We start from the raw sequence: 23994 nt of genomic DNA, 5'->3' as shown, positions 1-23994 counted from the left end.
TATGAGGGTAGTGGTAGGAGGAACATTTGATATTTTGCATAAGGGGCATAAAGAGCTTTTAAAATATGCATCCTCTCTTGGAAAATTAACTATAGGCATAACAAGTGATGAATTTGCTAAAAAATATAAAACACATAAAATAAATGACTTAAAAACAAGAATAGAAAATTTAAAAAAATTTTTAGATAGCATAGGGGCTGATTATGAAATTAAGGTTATAGACGATGCCTATGGTGATGCAATAACTGAAGATTATGATATTATAGTTGTTACTCAAGAAACATTAAAAAATGCAGAGAAAATAAATGAAATTAGAAAACTTAGAGGATTAAAACCATTAAAAATTATTGTTTTTGAACACATAATAGCTGAGGATGGAAAGCCAATATCTACAACAAGAATCAGAAAAGGAGAGATAGATAAGGAAGGGAGATTAATAAAATAACCAATATAAAACTTATGTGATATTATGGATGTTGTTCTAATTGTTTTAATTTTAGTTTTAGTAGGATACTTTTCAAAAGTATTTGAAATTTTAAAGGAAGAGCATGCAAAAATTTTAAACAACATTGTTATTTATATTGCTATGCCTTCAACGATATTTTTAACTATCTTAAAAAATGTCTCTTCATCTCAGATATTAGAATTTTTAAAGCTTCCATTGGTTATTTTTCTATCTTGCTTATTTGTTGGAATATTAGCTTATTTACTTGGAAAACATATTTTTAAGTTAAAAGATGGGAAACTTGGTGGGTTAATATTAGTTTCAATGCTTGGAAATACTGGATTTTTGGGATATCCAGTAGCTTTAGGAATGTTTGGTGAAGAGGGATTAGCGAGAGCTATATTCTGCGATTTAGGAGGAGTTTTTGCTACAATGTTATTGGGAACCTATGTCGGAATAAAGTTTGGAAAAAGTAAAAATAAAAGTATTTTAAAAGAAATGGCAAAATTTCCACCACTTATAACAGGAATTCTTACAATAATATTAGTATTTTTTGGTTTTAAATTAGAATATATTCCTAATTTTCTCTTAAAATCTTTAAATTATCTGTCTTCAGCAACAGTGCCGTTAATTATGATGTCTTTGGGTTTATCTCTCTCACCAAAAGCTTTAAAGTTTGGGGTTTTTTGGGGAATTGTAGCTTCTATATTTAGGTTTATTGTATCCCCAGCAACAGCTTTTACATTATCTGAGCTAATCAATATAAAAGGTTTAGATAAACAGGTTTTGTTAGTTGAGAGTTCTATGCCTTCAGCAATGATGAGCCTTGTTTTAGGAACGTTGTATGAGTTAGATGTTAAGTTGATAGCTTCATCTATATTTATCACAACAACTCTATCTTTATTAGTAATTGCTATCTGGGGATGGATTTTTTATTAAATTTTATAAAAATGGCTAAATTTATATATAATATAATGAATACTGTTAAATTGTTTGTTTTATTTTTTGACCAAATTTCTACTGTTTATCTTTATTTGCTTATTAGAGGGAGCAGAGATGCCAGGAGAAAAAGTAAAAAATTATCTTGTTCTTGTTGTTGATATTGATGATGATATTGGAAGAAAAGCTGGTTTGAACACACCAATTTTGGGAAGAGAAGAGAATATAAAAGCATTGATAAAATTAGGTTTGGAAGACCCTGGAGATAGTGATGTAAATGCAATTCTTGGGGGAGTTAAGATTTATGATGAATTAAAAGCAAGTGGAAAAGATGTTGAGATAGCTACAATTTCTGGAGATGTTGATGTTGAATCAGAGAAATGTGCTTTAAGATTGAAAGAGCAGATAGACTTTTTATTATATCTATATAATCCAGATTTTATTTATCTGGTCTCTGATGGAAAAGAGGATGAGATGATTTTAAAATACTTAGAATCAAAAAATGTTTTTGTATGGAAAAAGAGAGTTGTTGTTAAACAGAGTGAAACCTTAGAATCCACTTACTATTTAATTCAGGAGTTTATAAAAAAGACTATGGAAGAATACATCCCTTTAATTTTAACATTTACTGGTTTTTCTTTGATATTGTATGCAATATTTGCAGATATAGGTTGGAGGATTGTTGTTGGAATTATTGGGTTGTATATATTGTCAGAAGGTGTAGGAGTTAGAAAGTTATTGGTTGAGAAAATTAAAAATAAAGAAGAGTTTGAAATTGGGAGAGTTTTTCCAATCTCAGTAACTATATCTTTATTTATATTAATTATTGGACTTACATACTCAATAAGCTCAACTCATCAATTAACAACACTGAATGAGTTTATTGGTAAATTTTTATTACATTTTGTGGATTCTATGGTTTTAGCTTTACTAATTTTAATGGTTGGAAAGTTTGTAGATAATGTTATACATTCTGAACAAGGACTCTTAGAAATCTTTAAAAAGTATTTTTTCTATTTGATATGTATATTCATTACAAGAGAGCTAATCATTACTGGTGGAAACTATTTGTTGGGAGAAATTGGGTTTATAACGTTTGTTATGTATGTTATAATCTACATATCTATTACAATTATCCTCTCTGTCATTCTATTCACTAAAAGTTCAGACGAGGATTAAATTTATAGTCATTTTCAAAAAGTTTTGTGGAAAAAGGTACTTATAATAACCAAAGGCTTTTATACCAATACCTTAGAAATTGCAGATAATTTTGAACAATGACCATAATTAAACATTACAAAGGGCTAATATGATTACAGTAATTGCTATATCTAAGGATGGTAGCATTGTTGAGCCAAAATTTGATGAGATTAACTTTGAAGATTATAAACTTATTTGGATTGATTGTTATGACCCAAAAGATGAAGAGTTGTATAAACTCTCTAAAAAAATTGATATTTCTGTCTCTGATTTACAAATTGGTTTAGATGAGCAGGAAATTCCAAGAGTAGAGGAAGATGAGGACTTTTACTTAATTATTTTCAAAGCCCCATTATTTGAAGAAGATATTACAACAACATCTCTTGGAATCTATATTAAAAATAATATATTATTAACGATTCACTCAGATAAAATAAAAGCAATTGGAAGATTACATAAATTGATATTAACAAAAAAGCCAAGGGTTGTGTTTGAGAGAGGAATAGGCTTTTTGTTATATCATATATTAAATGAGATTACAAGAAGTTATTCGAGGATTTTAATAGGATTAGAGGATGAGTTGGAAGAGTTAGAGGATAAATTATTAGTTGGATATGATAGGGAAGTTATGGAAGGGATATTAAGTTTAAGAAAGACCTTAGTTTATTTTCACAAATCTTTGATAGCTAATAGAGATGTTTTAGTTTTGTTAAAGAGGAAGTATCTTCCAATAACTACAAGAGAAGATAGAGAAAACTTTGAAGACCTATACTATGACACTTTACAGTTGATTGATATGTCAGCAACTTATAGAGAGGTTTTGACATCAATGATGGATATAACTCTCTCATTAGAAAATATAAAAATGAACCAAATTATGAAAATTTTAACTATGGTTACAACAATTTTCGCTGTTCCCATGTGGATTACGGGAATATATGGGATGAATTTCTCTTATTTACCTTTAGCAAGTAACCCTCAAGGTTTCTGGCTTGTAATGGCTTTGATGATTATCACTATAATAACATTTGTCTATATATTCAGAAGGTCAGGATGGATTTAGCAAGAATTTCTGGGGTGTTTTTATGATTATTTGGCCAGCTTATATTGATAAAAAGAAAAGTAGGAGAGAAGGGAGAAGAGTTCCAGAAGATTTAGCTATAGAAAATCCAAGTTTAAAAGATATTGAAAAGGCATTAAAAAAGCTTGGATTAGAACCAAAGATTTATAGAGAAAAGAGATATCCAAGACAACATTGGGAGATGTGTGGATGTGTGGAAGTTGATTATAAAGGAAATAAATTGCAGTTGCTAAAAGAGATATGTAAAATAATAAAAAGAAAAGATTAGAAAAGAATAACTTATTGTGGTTTTTCCATTAATGCTTTTTTACTTAATCTTTTACCTTCTGTGCTGTGTGGTTTTCTACTAACTGCATCCATTGCTTTCTCTAACTCTCTTGCTTCATCTACTAACTTAGCGGCATATCTAAGCATTTCATGAGCTGATGCAACAATTGGAATATATTTCTCTGCCTCTTTTGTCATGAAACAGCCCTTAACATCAACATCCCCAACCTTTTCAGCAATAACAAAGGCAGCCATTGCCTTTACCTTTGCATAAGGATTGGTGAATTCCATAGCTTCAACAGCTTTTTCTTCATTAATTACAATTCTTGGAAGCTCTGGCTCTTTACCTTCTTTAATTGCGTCAATAACCTTATCAATAGCTTCTTGAACAATTCTTAAAGCTCCAGTTCCTGCTACGACTCTTATGACATCTGCATTAAATAATGCCATTTCAACAGGGTCTAAAAACTCTCTTCTTGCACCAATCATTGGGTCACATTTTACAATTATATAACCTAATCCTTGCTGTTCCATCTCATCCTTAACTCTCAAACCTGGAGCGTCACCGATAATTATTGTAGGAATTCCACTTTGGCTTAAAATTTCTCTTGCCTTTTTTGGCCCCGGAGCGGCTGGGTTTGGACCTACGTAAATAATAAAATCAGGTTTAATATCTTCAACCATCTTTTTTGTAACGTCTTCAACAGATTCTGGGTCCATTTTAGCCCCACTACCTAAAATTCTAACTGCTATATCTTTTCTATCTGCTCTCTCATCTAATGCCAAGTCAATAACTGGGGAAACCCCAATATTACCACACTTTATTATTCCTATTTTTACTACCAAAGTATCACCTTTTTTAATACTTAATATGGATATTAGTATTATCACAATTTGTCTGATAAATATCTTACTAATCATTTAGAGTATTAATTAGATATAAATATATTTTGAAATTTCTTATTAAAAAATAATAACTATTAACTTAATTAATATAATATATTAGAAATTTTAATATCGTAAGCATTAGCTAAGTTAAATAAATACAATAAACAATAAATATAATAGTAAAGGTAAGAAATATCTAACTTGGTGTCTTTTATGGATGAGATTCCAATATTTATTGCAATTTTAAGTTTTATTGTTATGTGCGTTGGTGAAATTTTAGCATATTACTCTGTATCTCTAAAATATAAATATGAATTTGAGGCAATTTCTTTTGGATTTATATTTGGAGTTGCAACTTTAATATTACTTCCAAAATCTTTCTTTGAGGGATTTGCAATATTTATAGTTTTGGGGATGATAACTGTTTATCTTATTGAAAGATATCTTGCATACTGTCCATTATCAAAAAAATACTGCGTAGATTGTGATAATTTAGAAGAAGAGCTTAAAATTAAATTTATATATCCAATATCTTTTTTTATTCATACGTTTATAGATGGATTGATTATAGCTGTCTCTTATATTAGCAATATTGGCCTTCCACTATATCTTGCTATATTAATGCATAAACTACCAGCAGGATTTGTTTTAATGTCTCCACTAAAAGGAGTTTATAGAAATCCTTTCTTTATAGGGGCTATTGTGTCATTGGGAACAGTTATTGGGGCTGTTATTGGACTAATGACTTTAAAAACTATATCTTTAAAAATATTGTTAGCATTTTCAGGAGGAATTTTTTTAGGAACATTTCTTATGCTTGTCCCTCACATTTATGAACATAAAAGAGAAAAATCTTTCTTATATATCCTGTTAGGCTATATTTTAGCTGGACTTCTTACACTACACTAACTTCAATAATGTATAAGTATGAATATTTCTTATAATTATTTCAGAGCTTAAAATCTAATTATAGTGTTTTTCAAAATGTTTATGTGGAAAATGGCATTTATAAAAGCCAAAGGCTTTTATAGTTTTTTGCAAAACATCCTGGAATGAATAAGGCACTTATGAACGCCTACTTTTTAGAAGGCGTTCAAATCTTCCATATTAATTTTAATAAATTTTGCAAAAAACTATATATCCATACCTTATAAATTGCATTAAGTTTTGAAAAACACTATACATTTCCTGAGGTGTCTGTCTTGAAGAAATATAAGGATAAATATCCAGATGAAAATGGAAAATTTGGAATATACGGAGGTAAATTTGTTCCAGAAACATTAGTTCCAGCTATAACTGAATTAGAAGAGGCATTCAAAAGATTTTGGATAAATAATGAGGGAAACTTTAGAGAAGAATATTATGCTTTATTAAGGGATTACGTTGGGAGGCCAACACCATTATACTATGCTGAAAGACTGAGTGAAGAATTAGGATGCAAAGTTTATTTAAAGAGAGAGGATTTAGCTCATTTAGGAGCTCATAAAATAAACAACGCTTTAGGACAAGCTTTATTAGCTAAAAAGATGGGAAAAAAGAGGGTTATAGCAGAAACAGGAGCTGGACAGCATGGAGTTGCTACTGCAGCAGCATGTGCTAAGCTTGGATTAGAATGTGTCATTTACATGGGAGCTAAGGATGTTGAAAGGCAAAAATTAAATGTTTTTAGAATGGAGTTGATGGGAGCTAAAGTTGTTCCTGTTTTTGGTGGCTCACAGACGTTAAAAGATGCAGTAAATGAAGCTTTAAGAGATTGGACAACCAATGTTAGAACCACCTACTATTTGCTTGGCTCTGCTTTAGGACCTCATCCATACCCAATGATGGTTAGAGAGTTTCAGAGAGTTATAGGAAAAGAGATTAGAGAGCAAATATTAGAAAAAGAGGGAAGATTGCCAGATGTTATTGTTGCATGTGTTGGAGGGGGAAGTAATGCTATAGGGGCGTTTTATGAGTTTTTAGATGATGATGTAGAGCTTTATGCTGTTGAAGCTGGAGGAAAAGGAATAGAAACAGGAATGCATGGAGCTTCATTATGTGCTGGAGAAGTTGGAGTTTTACATGGGGCTAAGATTTATGTTAAAGAGGATGAGTTTGGACAGATAGAAGAAAGCTATAGCATTTCAGCAGGTTTAGACTATCCTGGAGTCGGCCCTGAGCTTTCATTTTTAAAGGATGAAGGAAGGATTAAAGCGGTTTGTGTAACTGATGATGAAGCTTTAGAGGCATTTCAATTACTCTGTAGGTTAGAGGGAATTTTACCAGCATTAGAAAGCTCTCATGCTTTAGCTTATGCTGTTAAATTGGCAAATGAGTTAGATAAAGATGATATAATGGTTATAAACTTGTCTGGTAGAGGAGATAAAGATGTTCAGACAGTTGCTAAGGCATTAGGAAGGGAGATTTAAAGACATATACGGTTACTTGAGATAATCCTAAGAGACATTAAAGGGACTGAAAGTCCCTTTTTAATGTATCCGTTTTGGTCAAGCTTTTACTAAAAGGTTGGAGTGGATGATTATGAAATTAGCAGAAAAATTTGAAGAGTTAAAAAACAAAGGAGAAAAGGCATTTGTTGCATTTTATGTGGGAGGAGATCCAAACTTGGAAATTTCAGAAAAGGCTTTGGAAGTTATTTGTAAGCATGCTGATATTGTTGAAATAGGCATTCCATTTTCTGACCCGGTTGCAGATGGGATTACAATACAAAAAGCAGATGTTAGAGCTTTAAGTAGCGGAATGAATCCTTTAAAAGCATTTGAATTGGCTAAAAAATTAAATGAGAAATTTCCAAACACTCCAAAGGTGTTTTTAACTTATTATAATATTATATTTAAAATGGGTGAAGAAGAGTTTGTTAAAAAATGTAAAGAGTCGGGGATTGCTGGGATTATAGTCCCTGATTTACCAATTGAGGAGGCAGATAGCCTATACAATTACTGTAAAAAGTATGGGGTTGATTTAATATTTTTGGTAGCCCCAACAACACCTGATGATAGACTTAAAAAAATTTTGGAAAAATGTAGCGGATTTGTTTATGTTGTATCAGTAACTGGAATTACTGGGGCGAGAGAAAAAGTAGCTGAAGAGACAAAAGAGTTAATTAAGAGAGTTAAAAAGTTTTCAAAAATCCCTGCCTGTGTAGGGTTTGGAATCTCAAAGAGAGAGCATGTTGAGGAAATAACTGAGATAGCAGATGGAGCTATTGTAGGAAGTGCGATTGTTAAGATTGTTGAGAAACATTTGGATGAGAATGGACAAATAAAAGATGAAGAGAAATTCCTAAAAGAATTGGAAGAGTTTATTAGAAATCTAAAGGAGGGGACTAAAAAGAAGGCTAAAGTAGCTGTAAAAAATTAACAAAAAATTCAAATAAAAAAATATTTCTATAGAGCAATAAAAGTAAAAAATAAATATGAGAAAGAAATATTTTTAAGGATGCATCACAGTTATCTCTTTCACTCAGCTGTTCTTTTTTTAATATTTATTTTTTATAGTATTTAAAGAAAACTGTAAGGGAGGAGTAACCTTGAAGGTCACAGACCACATACTGGTTCCAAAGCATGAAATAGTTCCAAAAGAAGAAGTTGAGGAGATTTTAAAGAGATACAATATAAAGATTCAGCAATTGCCAAAAATTTATGAAGATGACCCTGTTATTCAGGAGATTGGAGCTAAAGAGGGAGATGTTATTAGAATAATTAGAAAAAGTCCAACAGCTGGGGTTACTGTAGCTTATAGATTAGTCATTAAAAGGATTATTTAAAAAATAGGTGGCAATTATGAGAGAATTAGTAGATGCTTATTTTAAAGAACATGGTTTAATAGACCACCAGATAGAGTCATATAACGATTTTGTAGAAAATAGATTACAAAAAATTATTGATGAAGTTGGTTACATTGAGACAGAGATTTCTGGTGGGTATAAAGTTAAATTAGGGAAAATTAAAGTAGGAAAACCAGTTATTAAAGAAGCTGATGGTTCAATAAGACCAATAACTCCAATGGAGGCAAGAATTAGAGATTTAACATATTCAGTCCCATTATACTTAGAAATGACTCCTATTATTGGTGAAGGAGAGAATGCAAGAGAAGGAGATACAGTTGAGGTTTATATTGGAGAACTCCCAGTAATGCTTGGTTCAAAAATCTGCCACTTATATGGGAAATCAAGGGAAGAGCTTATAGAGTTGGGGGAAGATCCTGAAGACCCATTTGGCTATTTTATAATTAATGGAACTGAAAAAGTTTTAATTACTCAAGAAGATTTAATTCCAAACAGAATTTTGTGTGAAAAAGCAGAAAAAAGCGGGAAACTTGTAGATGTTGCTAAAGTGTTTTCAACAAGACATGGATTTAGAGCTCTATGTACAGTTGAGAGACATCCAGATGGTTTGTTATATGCTACATTCCCTGGAATGCCTGGGCAGATTCCATTAGTTATATTAATGAAAGCACTTGGGGCTGAGACAGATAAAGACATTATTGAGGCAATTAATGATGAAAGATTCTTTATGGAAATTGTTTTAAACATTCAAGAGATTAGGGAAGAGCACAATATAAACACCCCTGAAGAAGCTTTAGAATTTATTGGAAAGAGAGTAGCTCCAGGGCAGGCAAAGGATTATAGATTAAAGAGAGCTGAAACAGTTTTATGCAACTATTTACTGCCCCATTTAGGAGTTACAAAAGAAGATTTCCCAAAGAAAATTAGGTTCTTAGGAATAATGGCAAGAAACGCTTTAGAACTTTACTTTGGGTATAGAGGAGAGGATGATAAAGACCATTACGCATATAAAAGAGCTAAGTTAGCTGGGGACTTAATGGAAGATTTGTTTAGATATGCTTTCAGCCAACTTGTTAAGGATATAAAATATCAATTAGAGAGACAGACATTAAGAAACAAAACACCATCAATTCAAGCAGCTGTAAGAAGTGATATATTAACTGAAAGAATTAAGCATGCTATGGCAACAGGAACATGGGTTGGAGGAAAAACAGGGGTTAGCCAGCTCTTAGATAGAACAAGTTACTTAGCAACAAACTCTCAATTAAGAAGAATAGTTTCTCCATTATCAAGGTCACAGCCACACTTTGAAGCAAGAGAACTGCACGGAACACATTGGGGTAAGATATGTCCATCAGAAACTCCAGAAGGTCCAAACTGTGGTCTTGTTAAAAACTTTGCTATAATGTGTAAAGTTACAAGAGAAGAGGATGATAGCAAAGTTATTGAGCTATTAAAATCCTTTGGAATTAATGAGTATCAATCATAAATAAATCATAAATAAATTTTGTTTAATTATACGCTTTTATTAGATTTTTCAATTTAATTTTTAATCTTTTCAATGATTTTAAATAAAAAATCTTTTTAGGTGAAAAACTTGGTATCAAGGGAAGTAAATATTTATGTTAATGGAAAGTTAGTTGGAACTACAGACAAACCAGAAGAACTTGTTAATTTTATTAAAGAAGCGAGGAGAAAAGGAGAACTTCCTCAATACACAACTGTTGCATATTACGAAGAGAGTAATGATATTCACATAAACACGGATGCTGGGAGAATTGTTAGACCATTAATAGTTGTAGAGAATGGAAAACCAAAATTAACTAAAGAACATATTGAAAAATTAAGAAATGGGGAAATTACATTCTCAGATTTAGTTAAAGAAGGGGTTATTGAGTATTTAGATGCTGAAGAAGAGGAGAATGCTTATATAGCTTTATCTGAAGAAGAGCTGACAGAAAAACACACCCACTTAGAGATAGACCCACTCACAATATTAGGTATTGGGGCAGGGGTTGCTCCTTACCCAGAGCACAACTCTGCTCCAAGAATTACAATGGCTGCGGCAATGGGGAAGCAGTCATTAGGAATTCCAATGAGTAACATAAAATGGAGATTGGACACAAGAGGGCATTACTTACATTATCCACAAGTGCCAATTGTTAGGACAAAACACCAAGAGATTTTAGGTTTCGATAAAAGACCAGCAGGACAGAACTTTGTTGTAGCCATTATGAGCTATGAAGGATACAACATGGAGGATGCTATCGTCTTTAATAAATCAGCTATTGATAGAGGTTTAGGAAGAAGCACATTCTTTAGAACTTACGATGCATGTGAGAGAAGGTATCCTGGAGGACAGATGGATAGATTTGAGATTCCTGATAAGGGAGTTAGAGGTTATAGGTCAGAAGAAGCTTATAAATACTTAGAAGAGGATGGAATTGCCGCTGTAGAAGCTCATGTAAAAGGTGGAGATGTAATTGTTGGTAAAACCTCTCCTCCAAGGTTCTTAGAGGAGCATGAGATAACAATTCAAGTTAAACCACAGAGAAGGGATTCATCAGTCGTTGTAAGACATGGAGAGGAAGGTTATATTGATAAAGTTATACTAACTGAAACAAAAGAAGGAAATAGGTTGGTTAAGATTAAAGTTAGAGATTTAAGAATTCCAGAGCTTGGAGATAAGTTTGCTTCAAGACACGGGCAGAAAGGGGTTATAGGGCTTACAGTTCCACAGGAAGATTTGCCTTTCACTGAGAGTGGAATAGTTCCTGATATCATAATTAATCCACACGCAATTCCATCAAGAATGACCGTTGGGCAATTGTTGGAAATGCTTGGAGGTAAGGTTGGAGCTTTAGAAGGAAGAAGGATAGATGGAACTATATTCAGTGGAGAGAAGGAATGGGATTTAAGAAAAGCTTTAGAGGCTTTAGGATTTAAGCACCATGGTAAAGAAGTTATGTATGATGGTAAGACAGGGAAAAAGTTTGAAGTAGAGATTTATATTGGGATAGCATACTACCAGAAATTACACCACTTAGTAGCTGGAAAGATACACGCAAGAAGTAGAGGACCTGTCCAAGTATTGACAAGACAACCAACAGAAGGAAGAGCAAGGGAAGGAGGTCTAAGATTTGGAGAGATGGAGAGGGACGTTTTAATTGGTCATGGAGCAGCTATGCTATTAAAAGAAAGGCTTATGGATGAATCAGACCCTTACGATATCTGTATATGTTCAAAATGTGGGGACTTTGCTATATTAGATTACAAGAGAAACATAAAATACTGTCCAATATGTGGTGAAATTGAAAATCTCTATAATTCCAAGAAGATTCCATTTGTTAGAATACCTTATGCATTTAAGTTGTTGTTAGATGAGTTGAAGAGTATGTGTATCTTACCAAAACTTAAAGTTAAAGATAAAGTTGAATTAGAAGATTTTGAGGAGTTTGTTGAAAAGTTAGAAAAAGAAAAAGTTGAGCAGAAACAATAAAGCTTTGCCATTTTATACAACTTTTTAATTTAAATTAAATTAATTTAAATTAATCAAACATACTCCATACTCAACGTAAAATTAACTAAAAACCAAAAATTAACAAATGGCTAAATAAAAAGCAAATCCTTAACCTTTGGTGATGTTGATGGAGAGATACGAAATTCCTAAGGAGATTGGAGAAATAATGTTTGGTTTGTTATCTCCAGATTACATAAGGCAGATGTCAGTGGCTAAGATAGTTACACCAGACACTTACGATGAAGATGGTTATCCAATAGATGGAGGTTTAATGGACACAAGATTAGGGGTTATAGACCCTGGTTTAGTTTGTAAAACATGTGGAGGAAGGATTGGAGAGTGTCCAGGACATTTTGGGCATATAGAGTTAGCTAAGCCAGTTATACATATTGGATTTGCTAAAACAATATATAAGATATTAAAAGCTGTTTGTCCACACTGTGGAAAAGTAGCAATAAGTGAGACTAAAAGAAAAGAAATTTTAGAAAAGATGGAAAAATTGGAGAGAGATGGTGGAAATAAGTGGGAAGTTTGTGAAGAAGTTTATAAAGAAGCTTCAAAAGTAACCATCTGCCCACATTGTGGAGAGATTAAGTATGATATAAAGTATGAGAAGCCAACAACCTACTATAGAATTGATGGTAATGAAGAAAAAACACTAACCCCATCAGATGTTAGAGAAATTTTAGAGAAAATTCCAGATGAAGATTGTATTTTACTTGGCTTAAACCCAGAAGTTGCAAGACCAGAATGGATGGTTCTCACAGTTTTACCAGTTCCACCAGTAACTGTAAGACCATCAATTACCTTAGAAACTGGAGAAAGAAGTGAAGATGACTTAACTCACAAATTAGTTGATATCATTAGAATTAACAATAGATTAGAAGAGAATATAGAAGGAGGGGCACCAAACTTAATTATTGAAGATTTGTGGAATCTCTTACAATATCACGTAAATACCTACTTCGATAACGAAGCTCCAGGAATTCCACCAGCTAAGCATAGAAGTGGAAGACCATTAAAAACATTAGCTCAGAGATTGAAAGGTAAAGAGGGAAGATTTAGATACAACTTAGCTGGTAAGAGGGTTAACTTCTCATCAAGAACTGTAATTTCCCCAGACCCATGCTTAAGTATTAATGAAGTTGGAGTCCCTGAAGTTGTAGCTAAAGAGCTAACAGTTCCAGAAAAGGTAACAAAATACAACATTGAAAGAATAAGAAAATTATTAAAGAATGGTTCAGAGAAACACCCGGGGGTTAATTACGTTATAAGAAAGATGGTTGGTAGGGATGGAACAGAGCAAGAATTTAAGGTTAAGATAACTGAAAGCAATAAAGATTTCTGGGCAGAGAATATAAGAGAAGGAGATATTGTTGAGAGACATTTAATGGATGGAGATATCGTTTTATACAACAGACAGCCATCATTACACAGAATGTCTATTATGGCTCATAGAGTAAGGGTTTTACCATACAGAACATTTAGACACAATTTATGTGTTTGTCCACCATATAACGCTGACTTCGATGGAGACGAGATGAACTTACACGTTCCTCAGTCAGAAGAAGCGAGAGCAGAAGCAGAGGCTTTAATGCTTGTAGAGAAACACATCCTTTCCCCAAGATTTGGAGGGCCGATTATTGGGGCTATACATGACTTTATCTCAGGAGCTTATCTCTTAACTTCAAACTACTTCACAAAGGATGAAGCTACCCTAATTTTAAGAAGTGGTGGCATTAAGGATGAATTATGGGAGCCAGATAAGATAGAGAATGGAGTCCCATTATACTCAGGTAAGAAGATATTCAGTAAAGCATTACCAAAAGGATTGAATTTGAGATATAAGGCAAAGATTTGTAGAAAGTGTGATGTTTGTAAAAAAGAGGAATGTGAATACGATGCTTATGTTGTAATAAAAGATGGAGAATTAATTAAAGGAGTTATTGATAAAAACGGTTATGGGGCAGAGGCAGGTTTAATTTTACACACAATAGTTAAAGAGTTTGGTCCAGAAGCTGGAAGGAAATTCTTGGATTCAGCTACTAAGATGGCAATAAGGGCAGTGATGCTAAGAGGATTTACAACAGGTATTGACGATGAGGATTTACCAGAAGAAGCATTAAAAGAGATTGAAAAAGTTTTAGATGAGGCAGAAGAGAAAGTTAAAGAAATTATTGAGAAATATGAAAGAGGAGAACTTGAATTGCTTCCAGGTTTAAACTTAGAAGAATCAAGAGAGGCATATATAAGCAATGTTTTAAGAGAGGCGAGAGATAAGGCAGGGGCTATTGCTGAGAGATACTTAGGTTTAGATAACCATGCGGTTATCATGGCAGTTACTGGAGCAAGAGGTAATATATTAAACTTAACACAGATGGCAGCATGTTTAGGGCAGCAGTCAGTTAGAGGTAAAAGAATCTTTAGAGGTTATAGAGGTAGAGTATTGCCTCACTTCGAAAAGGGAAGCTTGGATGCAAAATCTCACGGGTTTGTTAGAAGTAGTTATAAGAAAGGGTTAAGTCCAACAGAATTCTTCTTCCACGCTATGGGAGGTAGAGAAGGTTTAGTTGACCAGGCGGTTAGAACAGCTCAGTCTGGTTACATGCAGAGAAGATTAATTAACGCTCTACAAGATTTAAAAACAGAATTTGATGGAACAGTTAGAGATTCAAGAGGAATTATGATTCAGTTTAGGTATGGAGAGGATGGAATTGACCCAATGCTTGCTGATAGAGGAAAATCAGTAAATATCGATAGAATAATCGATAAGGTTAAGATGAAATATAACAAATAAAGCTCTAAAAATTTTTTAAACAAATTTTTAACATTTTTAATTTTTTAAGGTGAGAATATATGGATATGGAAGCATTAAAACAAAAAGTTGAAGGTTTGGATTTACCACAATCATTAAAGGATGAGTTAATTGAAAAATTATCTAAAGAGAAGGATTTAACAGAAGAGATGATAAATGAGATTATTGAAGAAGTAGTTAATGCTTATAGAAAGGCTTTAGTTGAGCCTTATGAAGCTGTTGGAATTGTTGCTGCTCAATCTATTGGTGAGCCAGGTACACAGATGACTATGAGAACCTTCCACTACGCAGGGGTTGCGGAGATTAACGTTACCTTAGGTTTGCCAAGGATGATTGAGATTGTAGATGCAAGAAAAGAGCCATCAACACCTATTATGACCATCTATTTAAAAGAAGGATATAAAGATAATAGAGAAAAAGCTGAAGAGATAGCAAAAGAGATTGAAAGTTTAACCTTAGGAAGTATAGCTGAGAGTATTAGTATTGATTTATGGACTCAATCTATAAAAGTTGAGTTAGATGAAAATAGATTAGCTGATAGAGGATTGACAATAGATGATGTTGTTGAGGCAATTAAGAAAAAATTAAAGGTAAAAATTGACGTTGAAGGAAGTGTATTATATTTAAAAATAAAGACACCATCAATAAAAGCTCTTAGAAAGAGAATCCCAAAAATCAAAAATATTCAGTTAAAGGGAATTCCAGGAATTGAGAGAGTTTTGGTTAAAAAAGAAGGGGATGAATACGTTTTATATACTCAAGGTTCAAATTTAAGGGAAGTGTTTAAAATTGAGGGAGTTGATACAACAAGAACAACAACAAATAACATTATTGAAATACAAGAGGTTTTGGGTATTGAAGCGGCAAGAAACGCTATAATTAACGAAATGAGAAATACTTTAGAGCAACAGGGGTTGGAAGTTGATATAAGGCATTTAATGTTAGTGGCAGATATGATGACTGCTGATGGGGAAGTTAAGCCAATAGGTAGGCATGGGGTTGCTGGAGAGAAAGGTTCTGTTTTAGCGAGAGCAGCATTCGAGGAGACAGTTAAGCATCTATATGCAGCTGCAGAGAGAGGAGATGTTGATAAGCTGAAAGGAGTTATAGAAAACGTTATTGTTGGAAAACCAATATATCTTGGAACTGGATGTGTTGAACTAACAATAGATAGGGAGTATGAAGAGGGTAGAGATGAGGAAGAGTAAAGTTTTTATATTAAAATTCACTTTTAACATTAACATCATAAATTCATAAATAACTACTATTTTATATCGGGGGATGATGATACATCGATGTGCTGAATAGTGATGATGAACGCGCCCTTCTCTGACCTTCAAAAAAATTTAAACAAAAAATTGATTTAATTTTTTGATGTTTTTATTTCATCCAAAAAGTATATAAATATAGAGAAACTATTATCGAAAACCAATATTCTTACCGGTAGGGAGTTAGGACTTTCGCAGGAGTAAATGTTTTATATTGAATATTGACATCCCTTAGACGTCTAAGTTCCAAAGTTAAAATATGTCTGCCTGCGAAAGTCCTAAGAAATCCCTCCGGAGTAAAAAATGAGAAGGAGGGAGAATATGGATGTAAATAAAGCAATTAGAACCGCAGTAGATACAGGTAAAGTAATTTTAGGTTCAAAAAGAACAATAAAATTCATTAAACACGGAGAAGGTAAGTTAGTAGTGATAGCAGGAAACATTCCAAAAGATTTGGAAGAGGATGTCAAATACTACGCCAAGTTATCAAACATCCCAGTTTATCAACACAAAATAACATCATTAGAACTGGGAGCGGTTTGTGGGAAACCTTTCCCAGTTGCTGCTCTTTTGGTTTTAGATGAAGGGCTTTCAAACATTATGGAGTTGGTAGAGAAGAAAGAAGGTGGTGAATAATGGCTAAGGTAAGATTAACAACAGAAGAAATTATGAAAATTGGATTTTTTGAAAAAATTGCTAATGTTCCCATAATCGACTGTGTATTAAATGATGAAAGAGTTGCTTTTATTGTAAAGGAGGGTGATGTTGGAGCGGCAATTGGGAAAGGAGGAGAGAACGTTAAAACAGCAGAAGAGAAATTTGGAAAGAAAGTTGACATCATTGAATACTCAGACGATTGGAGAAAGTTTATAAGAAATATATTTGCACCAATACAGTTAGAGGATGTATGGGTTAAGAGAGTTGGAAAGGATGTTGTTGCTTTTATCAAAATAAATCCAAAAGTCAGAAGAGCGGTTTTTGGAGAAAAGGGTAAAAACTTAGAAAGAGCTTTAAAGATTTTAAAAAGACACACAAAAATTACAAAAATAAAAGTTATTGTTGAAAATCAGAAATTTAAAAGAAAAGGAGCAAGAAAACCTGTAGCTAAAGAGCAGCAGCAAGAACAAACTGAAACCAATCAAGAAACAGAAGCTCAACAAGATGTAAAAGAAACTGCTAACGAGTAAAAATATTTATATGTATATGTCGTTTGAAATTATTCATGAAATATTTAAAATAATTATCAATCATAACAATTAACAATCAAGAATATAGTAAGGTGAAGATTATGAGTGGAAGTAAATCACCAAGAGGAGAATTTGCTGGTAGAAAATTAAGATTAAAAAGAAAATGGTGTAGATGGCACGATTACAACTACGTTAGAAGAGTTTTAAAATTAAAAGAGAAGTATGACCCATTAGAAGGAGCACCAATGGCAAGAGGAATAGTTATTGAAAAAGTTGGTTTAGAGGCAAAGCAGCCAAACTCAGCTATTAGAAAGTGTGTCAGAGTTCAGTTAATTAAAAACGGTAGAGTTGTCACTGCTTTCTGTCCAGGAAACCATGCTATCAACTTCATTGATGAGCACGACGAAGTTATTATTGAAGGTATTGGAGGGCCTAAAGGGCCAAGAGCTAAGGGGGACATTCCAGGAGTTAAGTATAAAGTTATAATGGTTGGTAGAAACTCATTGAGAGAATTAGTTAGAGGAAGACAAGAGAAAATCAAAAGATAAATTGCCCATATTTAAATTTATTAAAAATTTTATAGAAATAGTTAGGGATGAGGTGGTAATTTGGAGCTCGATGAAATTAAGATATTTGGAAAATGGAGTACAAAGGATGTTGTTGTCAAAGACCCTGGTTTAAGAAACTACATAAACTTAACACCAATCTATGTTCCACATACAGCAGGAAGATACACAAAGAGACAGTTTGAAAAAGCAAAAATGAACATTGTTGAAAGATTAGTAAATAAAGTTATGAGAAGAGAAGAAAACACAGGTAAAAAATTAAAAGCATTAAAAATAGTTGAAAATGCTTTTGAAATTATTGAAAAAAGAACTAAGCAAAACCCAATTCAAGTTTTAGTAGATGCAATTGAAAACGCTGGTCCAAGAGAAGATACAACAAGAATTTCCTATGGAGGAATTGTCTATTTACAATCAGTTGATTGTTCATCTTTAAGAAGAATAGATGTTGCTTTAAGAAATATTGCTATTGGAGCTTACATGGCTGCTCATAAAAGTAAGAAGCCAATTGAAGAAGCATTGGCAGAAGAAATAATTGCAGCTGCAAGAGGAGACATTCAGAAAAGCTATGCAGTTAGAAAGAAAGAAGAAACAGAGAGAGTTGCTCAGTCAGCAAGATAAATTTATACTACCTTTTCAATATTATATCCAAACTTTATCATCTCAACAACCTAATAAACTTTTAAATTTTTAAACAATTATTAAACAATGTATAACAAAATAAAATTAAAGGTGAAGGATATGGGAAAAAGAGCAAAGATGATTGCTAAAATTAAGGAGTTAATGGAAAAGTATGATAGAATAAGAAATATTGGAATCTGTGCACACATTGACCACGGAAAGACAACATTATCAGATAACTTATTAGCTGGAGCAGGAATGATTTCAAAAGAATTGGCTGGAGAACAATTAGCTCTTGACTTTGACGAAGAAGAGGCTCAAAGAGGAATTACAATCTTCGCTGCAAACGTTTCAATGGTCCACACCTATGAAGGAAAAGAGTATTTAATTAACTTAATTGACACCCCTGGACACGTTGATTTTGGAGGAGACGTTACAAGAGCTATGAGAGCTATTGATGGGGCAATTGTCGTTGTCTGTGCAGTTGAAGGGGTTATGCCACAAACAGAAACTGTCTTAAGACAAGCATTAAGAGAGAGAGTTAAGCCAGTTCTCTTCATTAACAAAGTAGATAGATTAATTAACGAGTTAAAATTAACACCTGAAGAGTTGCAAAGCAGATTTATCAAGATTATTAACGATATTAACAACTTAATTAGAAAGATGGCTCCAGAAGAATTTAAAGATAAGTGGTTAGTTAGAGTTGAAGATGGAAGTGTTGCGTTTGGTTCAGCTTACAACAACTGGGCAATTTCAGTTCCATTCATGAAGAAGAGTGGAATTACATTCAAAGATATAATTAAGTATTGTGAAGAAGATAAGCAAGATGAATTAGCTGAAAAAGCCCCATTACACGAAGTTGTTTTAGATATGGTCATTAAGCACTTACCAAGCCCACCAGAAGCTCAGAAATACAGAATTCCACACTTATGGAAAGGGGATTTGGAATCAGAAGCTGGAAAAGCTATGCTTAACTGCGACCCTAACGGACCATTAGCAGGAGTTATTACAAAGATTATTGTAGATAAACACGCTGGAGCTGTTTCTGTCTGTAGATTGTTCAGTGGTAGAATTAAGCAGGGAGACGAAGTTTATATGGTAAATAACCAGCAAAAGGCAAAGATTCAGCAAGTGTCTGTCTTCATGGGTCCAGAGAGAATTCCAGTAGAGAGTATTTCAGCAGGAAACATCTGTGCGTTAGTTGGTTTGAAAGAAGCTTCAGCAGGAGAAACAATCTGTTCCCCAGACAATATAATTGAGCCATTCGAAGCTATAACCCACATCAGTGAGCCAGTTATTACAGTAGCTATTGAAGCTAAAAATACAAAAGATTTACCAAAGTTAATTGAAATTTTAAGACAAGTTGCAAGAGAAGACCCAACAGTTAGAGTTGAGATTAATGAAGAAACAGGAGAGCACTTATTAAGCGGTATGGGAGAGTTGCACATTGAGATTATTACAAAACTTAAGATTGAGAGAGATGCTGGAATTCCAGTAGAAGTTGGACAGCCAATTGTTGTCTACAGAGAGACAGTAACAGGACAATCACCAATGATTGAAAGTAAATCTCCAAACAAGCACAACAAGCTCTACTTCATAGTTGAACCATTAGAAGAGGGAGTTTTACAAGCATATAAAGAAGGTAAAATCCCAGATGTTGATACAAAGAGAAAATTAGATGATAAGATTGTCCAAGAATTAATTAAGGCAGGAATGGACCAAGAAGAAGCTAAGAGAGTAATGTGTATCTATGAAGGAAACGTCTTAGTTAATATGACAAGAGGTATTGTCCACTTAGATGAAGTTAAAGAATTAATCATTCAAGGGTTCAAAGAAGCTATGAGAAATGGTCCATTAGCAGCAGAGAAATGTCAGGGAGTTAAAGTTAAGTTAATGGATGCAGTATTGCACGAAGATGCAATCCACAGAGGGCCAGCACAAATGATTCCAGCGGCAAGATTTGGTATTAGAGATGCAATGATGCAAGCAAATCCAGTATTGTTAGAGCCAATGCAGTTCGTCTATATCAACACTCCACAAGACTTCATGGGAGCTGCAATGAGAGAAATTAGCAACAGAAGAGGACAAATCTTAGATATGGAGCAAGAAGGAGATATGGCAATTATTAAAGCTAAGTGTCCAGTTGCAGAGATGTTCGGATTCGCAGGAGCTATCAGAGGAGCTACACAGGGTAGATGTCTCTGGAGTATAGAGTTTGCGGGATACGAGAAAGTTCCAAGAGAAATGCAAGAGCAATTAATTAAGCAGATTAGAGAGAGAAAAGGACTTAAATTAGAATAATTCTAAAATTATTTTTTAATATTTTTTAGATTTTAATTTAACATCTTTTTAGAAGTTCATTTCTTATGACCAAAAGATTTATATACCCCCTAATTAATACTTATATCACCACAAACCACAAATTGTGTATTCTTATTCCAACTTTGTTAAGTTAAACTTAACACCATTTTGCCAATATAATAAACAAAATAAAAAAATAAAATAAAAGAAAATTGGTGATGAAATATGGCAAAGCAAAAACCAGTATTAAACGTAGCATTCATTGGACACGTCGATGCAGGTAAATCAACAACAGTCGGTAGATTATTATACGACAGTGGAGCTATCGACCCACAGTTATTAGAAAAGTTAAAAAGAGAAGCTCAAGAGAGAGGTAAAGCAGGATTCGAGTTTGCTTACGTTATGGACAACTTGAAAGAAGAGAGAGAAAGAGGGGTTACAATTGACGTAGCTCACAAGAAATTCGAAACTCCAAAATATGAAGTTACAATTGTCGACTGTCCAGGACACAGAGACTTCATTAAAAACATGATTACAGGAGCTTCACAGGCAGATGCTGCTGTCTTAGTTGTTGATGTTAACGACGCTAAGACAGGAATTCAGCCACAAACAAGAGAGCACATGTTCTTAGCAAGAACATTAGGTATTAAGCAAATTGCTGTTGCAATCAACAAGATGGATACAGTTAACTACAGCCAAGAAGAATACGAAAAAATGAAGAAATTATTATCAGAGCAATTATTAAAAGTCTTAGGTTACAACCCAGACCAAATTGACTTCATTCCAACCGCTTCATTAAAAGGAGACAACGTTGTTAAGAAATCAGAAAACATGCCATGGTACAAAGGACCAACATTAGTTGAAGCTTTAGATAAATTCCAACCACCAGAAAAACCAACAAACTTACCATTAAGAATCCCAATCCAAGATGTTTACTCAATTACAGGGGTTGGTACAGTTCCTGTTGGAAGAGTCGAAACAGGTATCTTAAAACCAGGAGACAAAGTAGTCTTTGAACCAGCAGGAGTCCAAGGAGAAGTTAAGTCAATTGAGATGCACCACGAACAAATCCCACAAGCAGAACCTGGAGACAACATCGGATTCAACGTTAGAGGAGTCAGTAAGAAAGACATTAAGAGAGGAGACGTTTGTGGACACCCAGACAACCCACCAACAGTTGCTGAAGAGTTTACCGCTCAAATCGTTGTCTTACAGCACCCAACAGCAATTACAGTTGGTTACACACCAGTCTTCCACGCACACACAGCACAAGTTGCATGTACATTCATGGAGTTATTGAAGAAATTAGACCCAAGAACAGGGCAAGTTATTGAAGAGAACCCACAGTTCTTGAAGACTGGTGATGCTGCTATAGTCAAAATCAAACCAACAAAACCAATGGTCATTGAAAACGTTAGAGAAATTCCACAGTTAGGAAGATTCGCTATCAGAGATATGGGTATGACAATCGCTGCTGGTATGGCAATCGATGTCAAAGCTAAGAACAAGTAAATTCTCTAAATTTCCCTTTTAATTAATTTTTGAGTTTTTCATTTTATATTTTTTTATATTTTAAAGGGGTTAAGAGGGGAGAGTATGCAAAGAGCAAGAATCAAGTTATCAAGTACTGACCACAAAGTTTTAGATGAAATTTGCAGACAAATAAAAGAGATTGCTGAAAAAACAGGAGTTGATATCTCAGGGCCTATACCATTACCAACAAAGGTCTTAAGAGTTGTTACAAGAAAGAGTCCTGATGGAGAGGGTTCATCAACATTTGACAGATGGACAATGAAAATCCACAAAAGATTAATTGACATTGATGCAGATGAGAGAGCTTTAAGACACATTATGAAAATAAGAATCCCTGACAATGTCCAAATAGAGATACAGTTCAAATAAAATAGTGTGACTATTTTTATAATGTAAATTTTCATAGGTAAAAACGTTGCAATCTGAGCAGTGAGGATTGCAACGAATTATCTCTTTTTTAATTAATTTTATTATTCAATGCCTCTTAATTTTTTAAATAATCTAACTCTCTCAAGAATCTTTTTCTTTATCTCTTCAATCCCTTTACCTTCTTTTAGTATAGCTGGGACTATAAACTTCCATTGATGCCATGGTGGCTGGCATTTTAAATATTCACAGATACCGTCTAAAACTTCATCCCATTCATCTTTCTTTATTTTATCCATTTTATTGGCTACAAGAATTGGGCTTATTTTCAAATCAGTTATAAAGTCAAACATCTCTAAATCAATTGGGATTTCCCCCCTCCCTTTCCATCTCTCAACTATCTCAAAAAATGCTTTTGCATCTATAATTTGAACTGCTGCAGCTATTTCGTCAGCATGATTTTCTATGTAATGAACAATTTCATCTTTAATCTTTTCCTGAACTTTTTTTGGCAACCCTGCCATATAACCAAAACCTGGCATATCTACTAAGATGTATTCCCCCATATCATATTCATTAATTTTTAAAGTAACCCCTGGTTTTTTTCCTACTCTAATATCTTTTCTACCAGTCATTAATCTAACAAAAGTTGATTTGCCTACATTACTTCTACCAACAACTACAACTTTTGGCTTTGTCTTTTTTTCTTTATATTTTTCTTTTAAATTTTTATATCTCTCAAAAAAGTCCATGGTTATCCCACAATTTAATTTTGCTTTAAAAAATTAGTAAAAAAGCACAAATGATAGTTTAATAAAATATTAAATTTTTTAATATCTATCCTGTGGTGTTCTAACTTCTTCAATAATCTTTTTACCCGCAACAACCTCATCTATACTGTGAATAGTCCCTCCCAAACTTTCAATAATTTCCTGAATTTCATCAAAATCTAAATTATTCCCTTCAATTGTTACTTTAACATTTTCTGTTTCTTTATCTATCTCATAAACTGTAATATTAACCCCATCGATATTTGATAATGATGTTAATCTTAACGCCATATCTGTTATTTTTGGCTCATGTGGCTTTAATATGTCTAAAACAATTCTTCTAATACCGTTCAATTTTATCCCTCTAAATCTTTTTAATATAATATATTACCTTTATTAGATTATTTAAGGTTATTGTTAATATATTTTTATTTATGGATTTA

Annotated in this window: 23 protein-coding genes; 20 read left to right on the top strand and 3 right to left on the bottom strand. The window is 33.2% G+C overall.

The annotated features are described in order from the left end of the window. The first annotated feature begins 1 nt into the window (after window position 1). From JH146_RS04650 to JH146_RS04630, 5 genes are all read left to right on the top strand, one after another. Entirely contained in the window at window positions 2-445 is a 444-nt protein-coding gene (locus tag JH146_RS04650; protein WP_048201909.1) for a phosphopantetheine adenylyltransferase, read from the top strand. A 24-nt stretch (window positions 446-469) separates the two neighbouring features. After that, window positions 470-1384 (top strand): AEC family transporter, encoded by a 915-nt coding sequence (locus tag JH146_RS04645; protein ID WP_048201908.1) that lies wholly within the window; start codon window positions 470-472, stop codon window positions 1382-1384. Window positions 1385-1501: 117 nt separating this feature from the next. Then, entirely contained in the window at window positions 1502-2563 is a 1062-nt protein-coding gene (locus tag JH146_RS04640) for a DUF373 family protein (RefSeq protein ID WP_048201907.1), read from the top strand. Between the two features lie 130 nt (window positions 2564-2693). Continuing rightward, window positions 2694-3647, top strand: a complete 954-nt coding sequence (gene corA / locus JH146_RS04635) for a magnesium/cobalt transporter CorA (RefSeq protein WP_048201906.1) — start codon at window positions 2694-2696, stop codon at window positions 3645-3647. A 22-nt stretch (window positions 3648-3669) separates the two neighbouring features. Beyond that, window positions 3670-3933 (top strand): signal recognition particle subunit SRP19/SEC65 family protein, encoded by a 264-nt coding sequence (locus tag JH146_RS04630; RefSeq protein WP_048201905.1) that lies wholly within the window; start codon window positions 3670-3672, stop codon window positions 3931-3933. An 11-nt stretch (window positions 3934-3944) separates the two neighbouring features. Here the strand turns inward: JH146_RS04630 and JH146_RS04625 are convergent, their stop codons facing one another. Then, window positions 3945-4778, bottom strand: a complete 834-nt coding sequence (locus tag JH146_RS04625; protein WP_048201904.1) for a F420-dependent methylenetetrahydromethanopterin dehydrogenase — start codon at window positions 4776-4778, stop codon at window positions 3945-3947. Between the two features lie 255 nt (window positions 4779-5033). Here JH146_RS04625 and JH146_RS04620 point away from each other — a divergent pair, with 255 nt between their 5' ends. The 15 genes from JH146_RS04620 to rpsJ all read left to right on the top strand — a co-directional run bounded on the left by JH146_RS04620 (window position 5034) and on the right by rpsJ (window position 22784). Continuing rightward, window positions 5034-5729, top strand: a complete 696-nt coding sequence (locus JH146_RS04620) for a ZIP family metal transporter (RefSeq protein ID WP_048201903.1) — start codon at window positions 5034-5036, stop codon at window positions 5727-5729. 293 nt (window positions 5730-6022) lie between these two features. Next, window positions 6023-7228, top strand: a complete 1206-nt coding sequence (trpB, locus tag JH146_RS04615; protein ID WP_048201902.1) for a tryptophan synthase subunit beta — start codon at window positions 6023-6025, stop codon at window positions 7226-7228. Between the two features lie 112 nt (window positions 7229-7340). Next, window positions 7341-8180 (top strand): tryptophan synthase subunit alpha, encoded by an 840-nt coding sequence (gene trpA, locus JH146_RS04610; RefSeq protein WP_048201901.1) that lies wholly within the window; start codon window positions 7341-7343, stop codon window positions 8178-8180. 169 nt (window positions 8181-8349) lie between these two features. Beyond that, window positions 8350-8586 (top strand): DNA-directed RNA polymerase subunit H, encoded by a 237-nt coding sequence (locus JH146_RS04605; protein WP_048201900.1) that lies wholly within the window; start codon window positions 8350-8352, stop codon window positions 8584-8586. Window positions 8587-8602: 16 nt separating this feature from the next. After that, window positions 8603-10096 (top strand): DNA-directed RNA polymerase subunit B'', encoded by a 1494-nt coding sequence (locus JH146_RS04600; protein ID WP_048201899.1) that lies wholly within the window; start codon window positions 8603-8605, stop codon window positions 10094-10096. Window positions 10097-10204: 108 nt separating this feature from the next. Continuing rightward, window positions 10205-12106 carry a DNA-directed RNA polymerase subunit B gene (rpoB, locus tag JH146_RS04595; RefSeq protein WP_048201898.1) on the top strand — a complete coding sequence of 634 codons (1902 nt, stop codon included), beginning with the start codon at window positions 10205-10207 and terminating at the stop codon, window positions 12104-12106. 148 nt (window positions 12107-12254) lie between these two features. Further along, complete coding sequence (locus JH146_RS04590) at window positions 12255-14924, top strand: DNA-directed RNA polymerase subunit A' (protein ID WP_048201897.1); 2670 nt, start codon at window positions 12255-12257, stop codon at window positions 14922-14924. Window positions 14925-14983: 59 nt separating this feature from the next. Then, on the top strand, window positions 14984-16150 hold the full coding sequence (gene rpoA2 / locus JH146_RS04585; RefSeq protein WP_048201896.1) for a DNA-directed RNA polymerase subunit A'': 1167 nt from the start codon (window positions 14984-14986) through the stop codon (window positions 16148-16150). A 363-nt stretch (window positions 16151-16513) separates the two neighbouring features. Beyond that, window positions 16514-16846, top strand: a complete 333-nt coding sequence (locus JH146_RS04580) for a 50S ribosomal protein L30e (protein WP_173400820.1) — start codon at window positions 16514-16516, stop codon at window positions 16844-16846. Next, window positions 16846-17397, top strand: coding sequence for a NusA-like transcription termination signal-binding factor (locus JH146_RS04575; protein WP_048201894.1), 552 nt, complete (start codon window positions 16846-16848; stop codon window positions 17395-17397). The genes JH146_RS04580 and JH146_RS04575 overlap by 1 nt, the downstream gene beginning before the upstream one ends. Before the next feature lie 101 nt (window positions 17398-17498). Then, window positions 17499-17945 carry a 30S ribosomal protein S12 gene (locus JH146_RS04570; protein WP_010870559.1) on the top strand — a complete coding sequence of 149 codons (447 nt, stop codon included), beginning with the start codon at window positions 17499-17501 and terminating at the stop codon, window positions 17943-17945. 60 nt (window positions 17946-18005) lie between these two features. Next, the gene (gene rpsG / locus JH146_RS04565; protein ID WP_048201893.1) at window positions 18006-18581 is read left to right on the top strand and encodes a 30S ribosomal protein S7; all 576 of its coding nucleotides are present in this window, start codon (window positions 18006-18008) and stop codon (window positions 18579-18581) included. Window positions 18582-18701: 120 nt separating this feature from the next. Beyond that, window positions 18702-20882 (top strand): elongation factor EF-2, encoded by a 2181-nt coding sequence (locus tag JH146_RS04560; RefSeq protein WP_048201892.1) that lies wholly within the window; start codon window positions 18702-18704, stop codon window positions 20880-20882. Between the two features lie 225 nt (window positions 20883-21107). Continuing rightward, window positions 21108-22394 (top strand): translation elongation factor EF-1 subunit alpha, encoded by a 1287-nt coding sequence (tuf, locus tag JH146_RS04555; RefSeq protein WP_048201891.1) that lies wholly within the window; start codon window positions 21108-21110, stop codon window positions 22392-22394. Window positions 22395-22478: 84 nt separating this feature from the next. Next, window positions 22479-22784: a 30S ribosomal protein S10 gene (gene rpsJ, locus JH146_RS04550; protein WP_048201890.1), complete on the top strand. Its 306-nt coding sequence runs from the start codon at window positions 22479-22481 to the stop codon at window positions 22782-22784. Window positions 22785-22885: 101 nt separating this feature from the next. Here the strand turns inward: rpsJ and engB are convergent, their stop codons facing one another. Together engB and JH146_RS04540 are read right to left on the bottom strand one after the other, a co-directional pair. Beyond that, the gene (engB, locus tag JH146_RS04545) at window positions 22886-23533 is read right to left on the bottom strand and encodes a GTP-binding protein EngB (protein WP_048201889.1); all 648 of its coding nucleotides are present in this window, start codon (window positions 23531-23533) and stop codon (window positions 22886-22888) included. 78 nt (window positions 23534-23611) lie between these two features. Next, window positions 23612-23905: a DUF211 domain-containing protein gene (locus tag JH146_RS04540; RefSeq protein ID WP_048201888.1), complete on the bottom strand. Its 294-nt coding sequence runs from the start codon at window positions 23903-23905 to the stop codon at window positions 23612-23614. Window positions 23906-23994: the final 89 nt, after the last annotated feature.

This window comes from Methanocaldococcus bathoardescens (assembly GCF_000739065.1).
In the GTDB taxonomy this organism is placed as follows: Archaea; AGJL01; Methanococci; order Methanococcales; family Methanocaldococcaceae; genus Methanocaldococcus; species Methanocaldococcus bathoardescens.
Note: the sequence above shows the minus strand (reverse complement) of the source record. Positions and strands in the feature narration are given on the sequence as shown.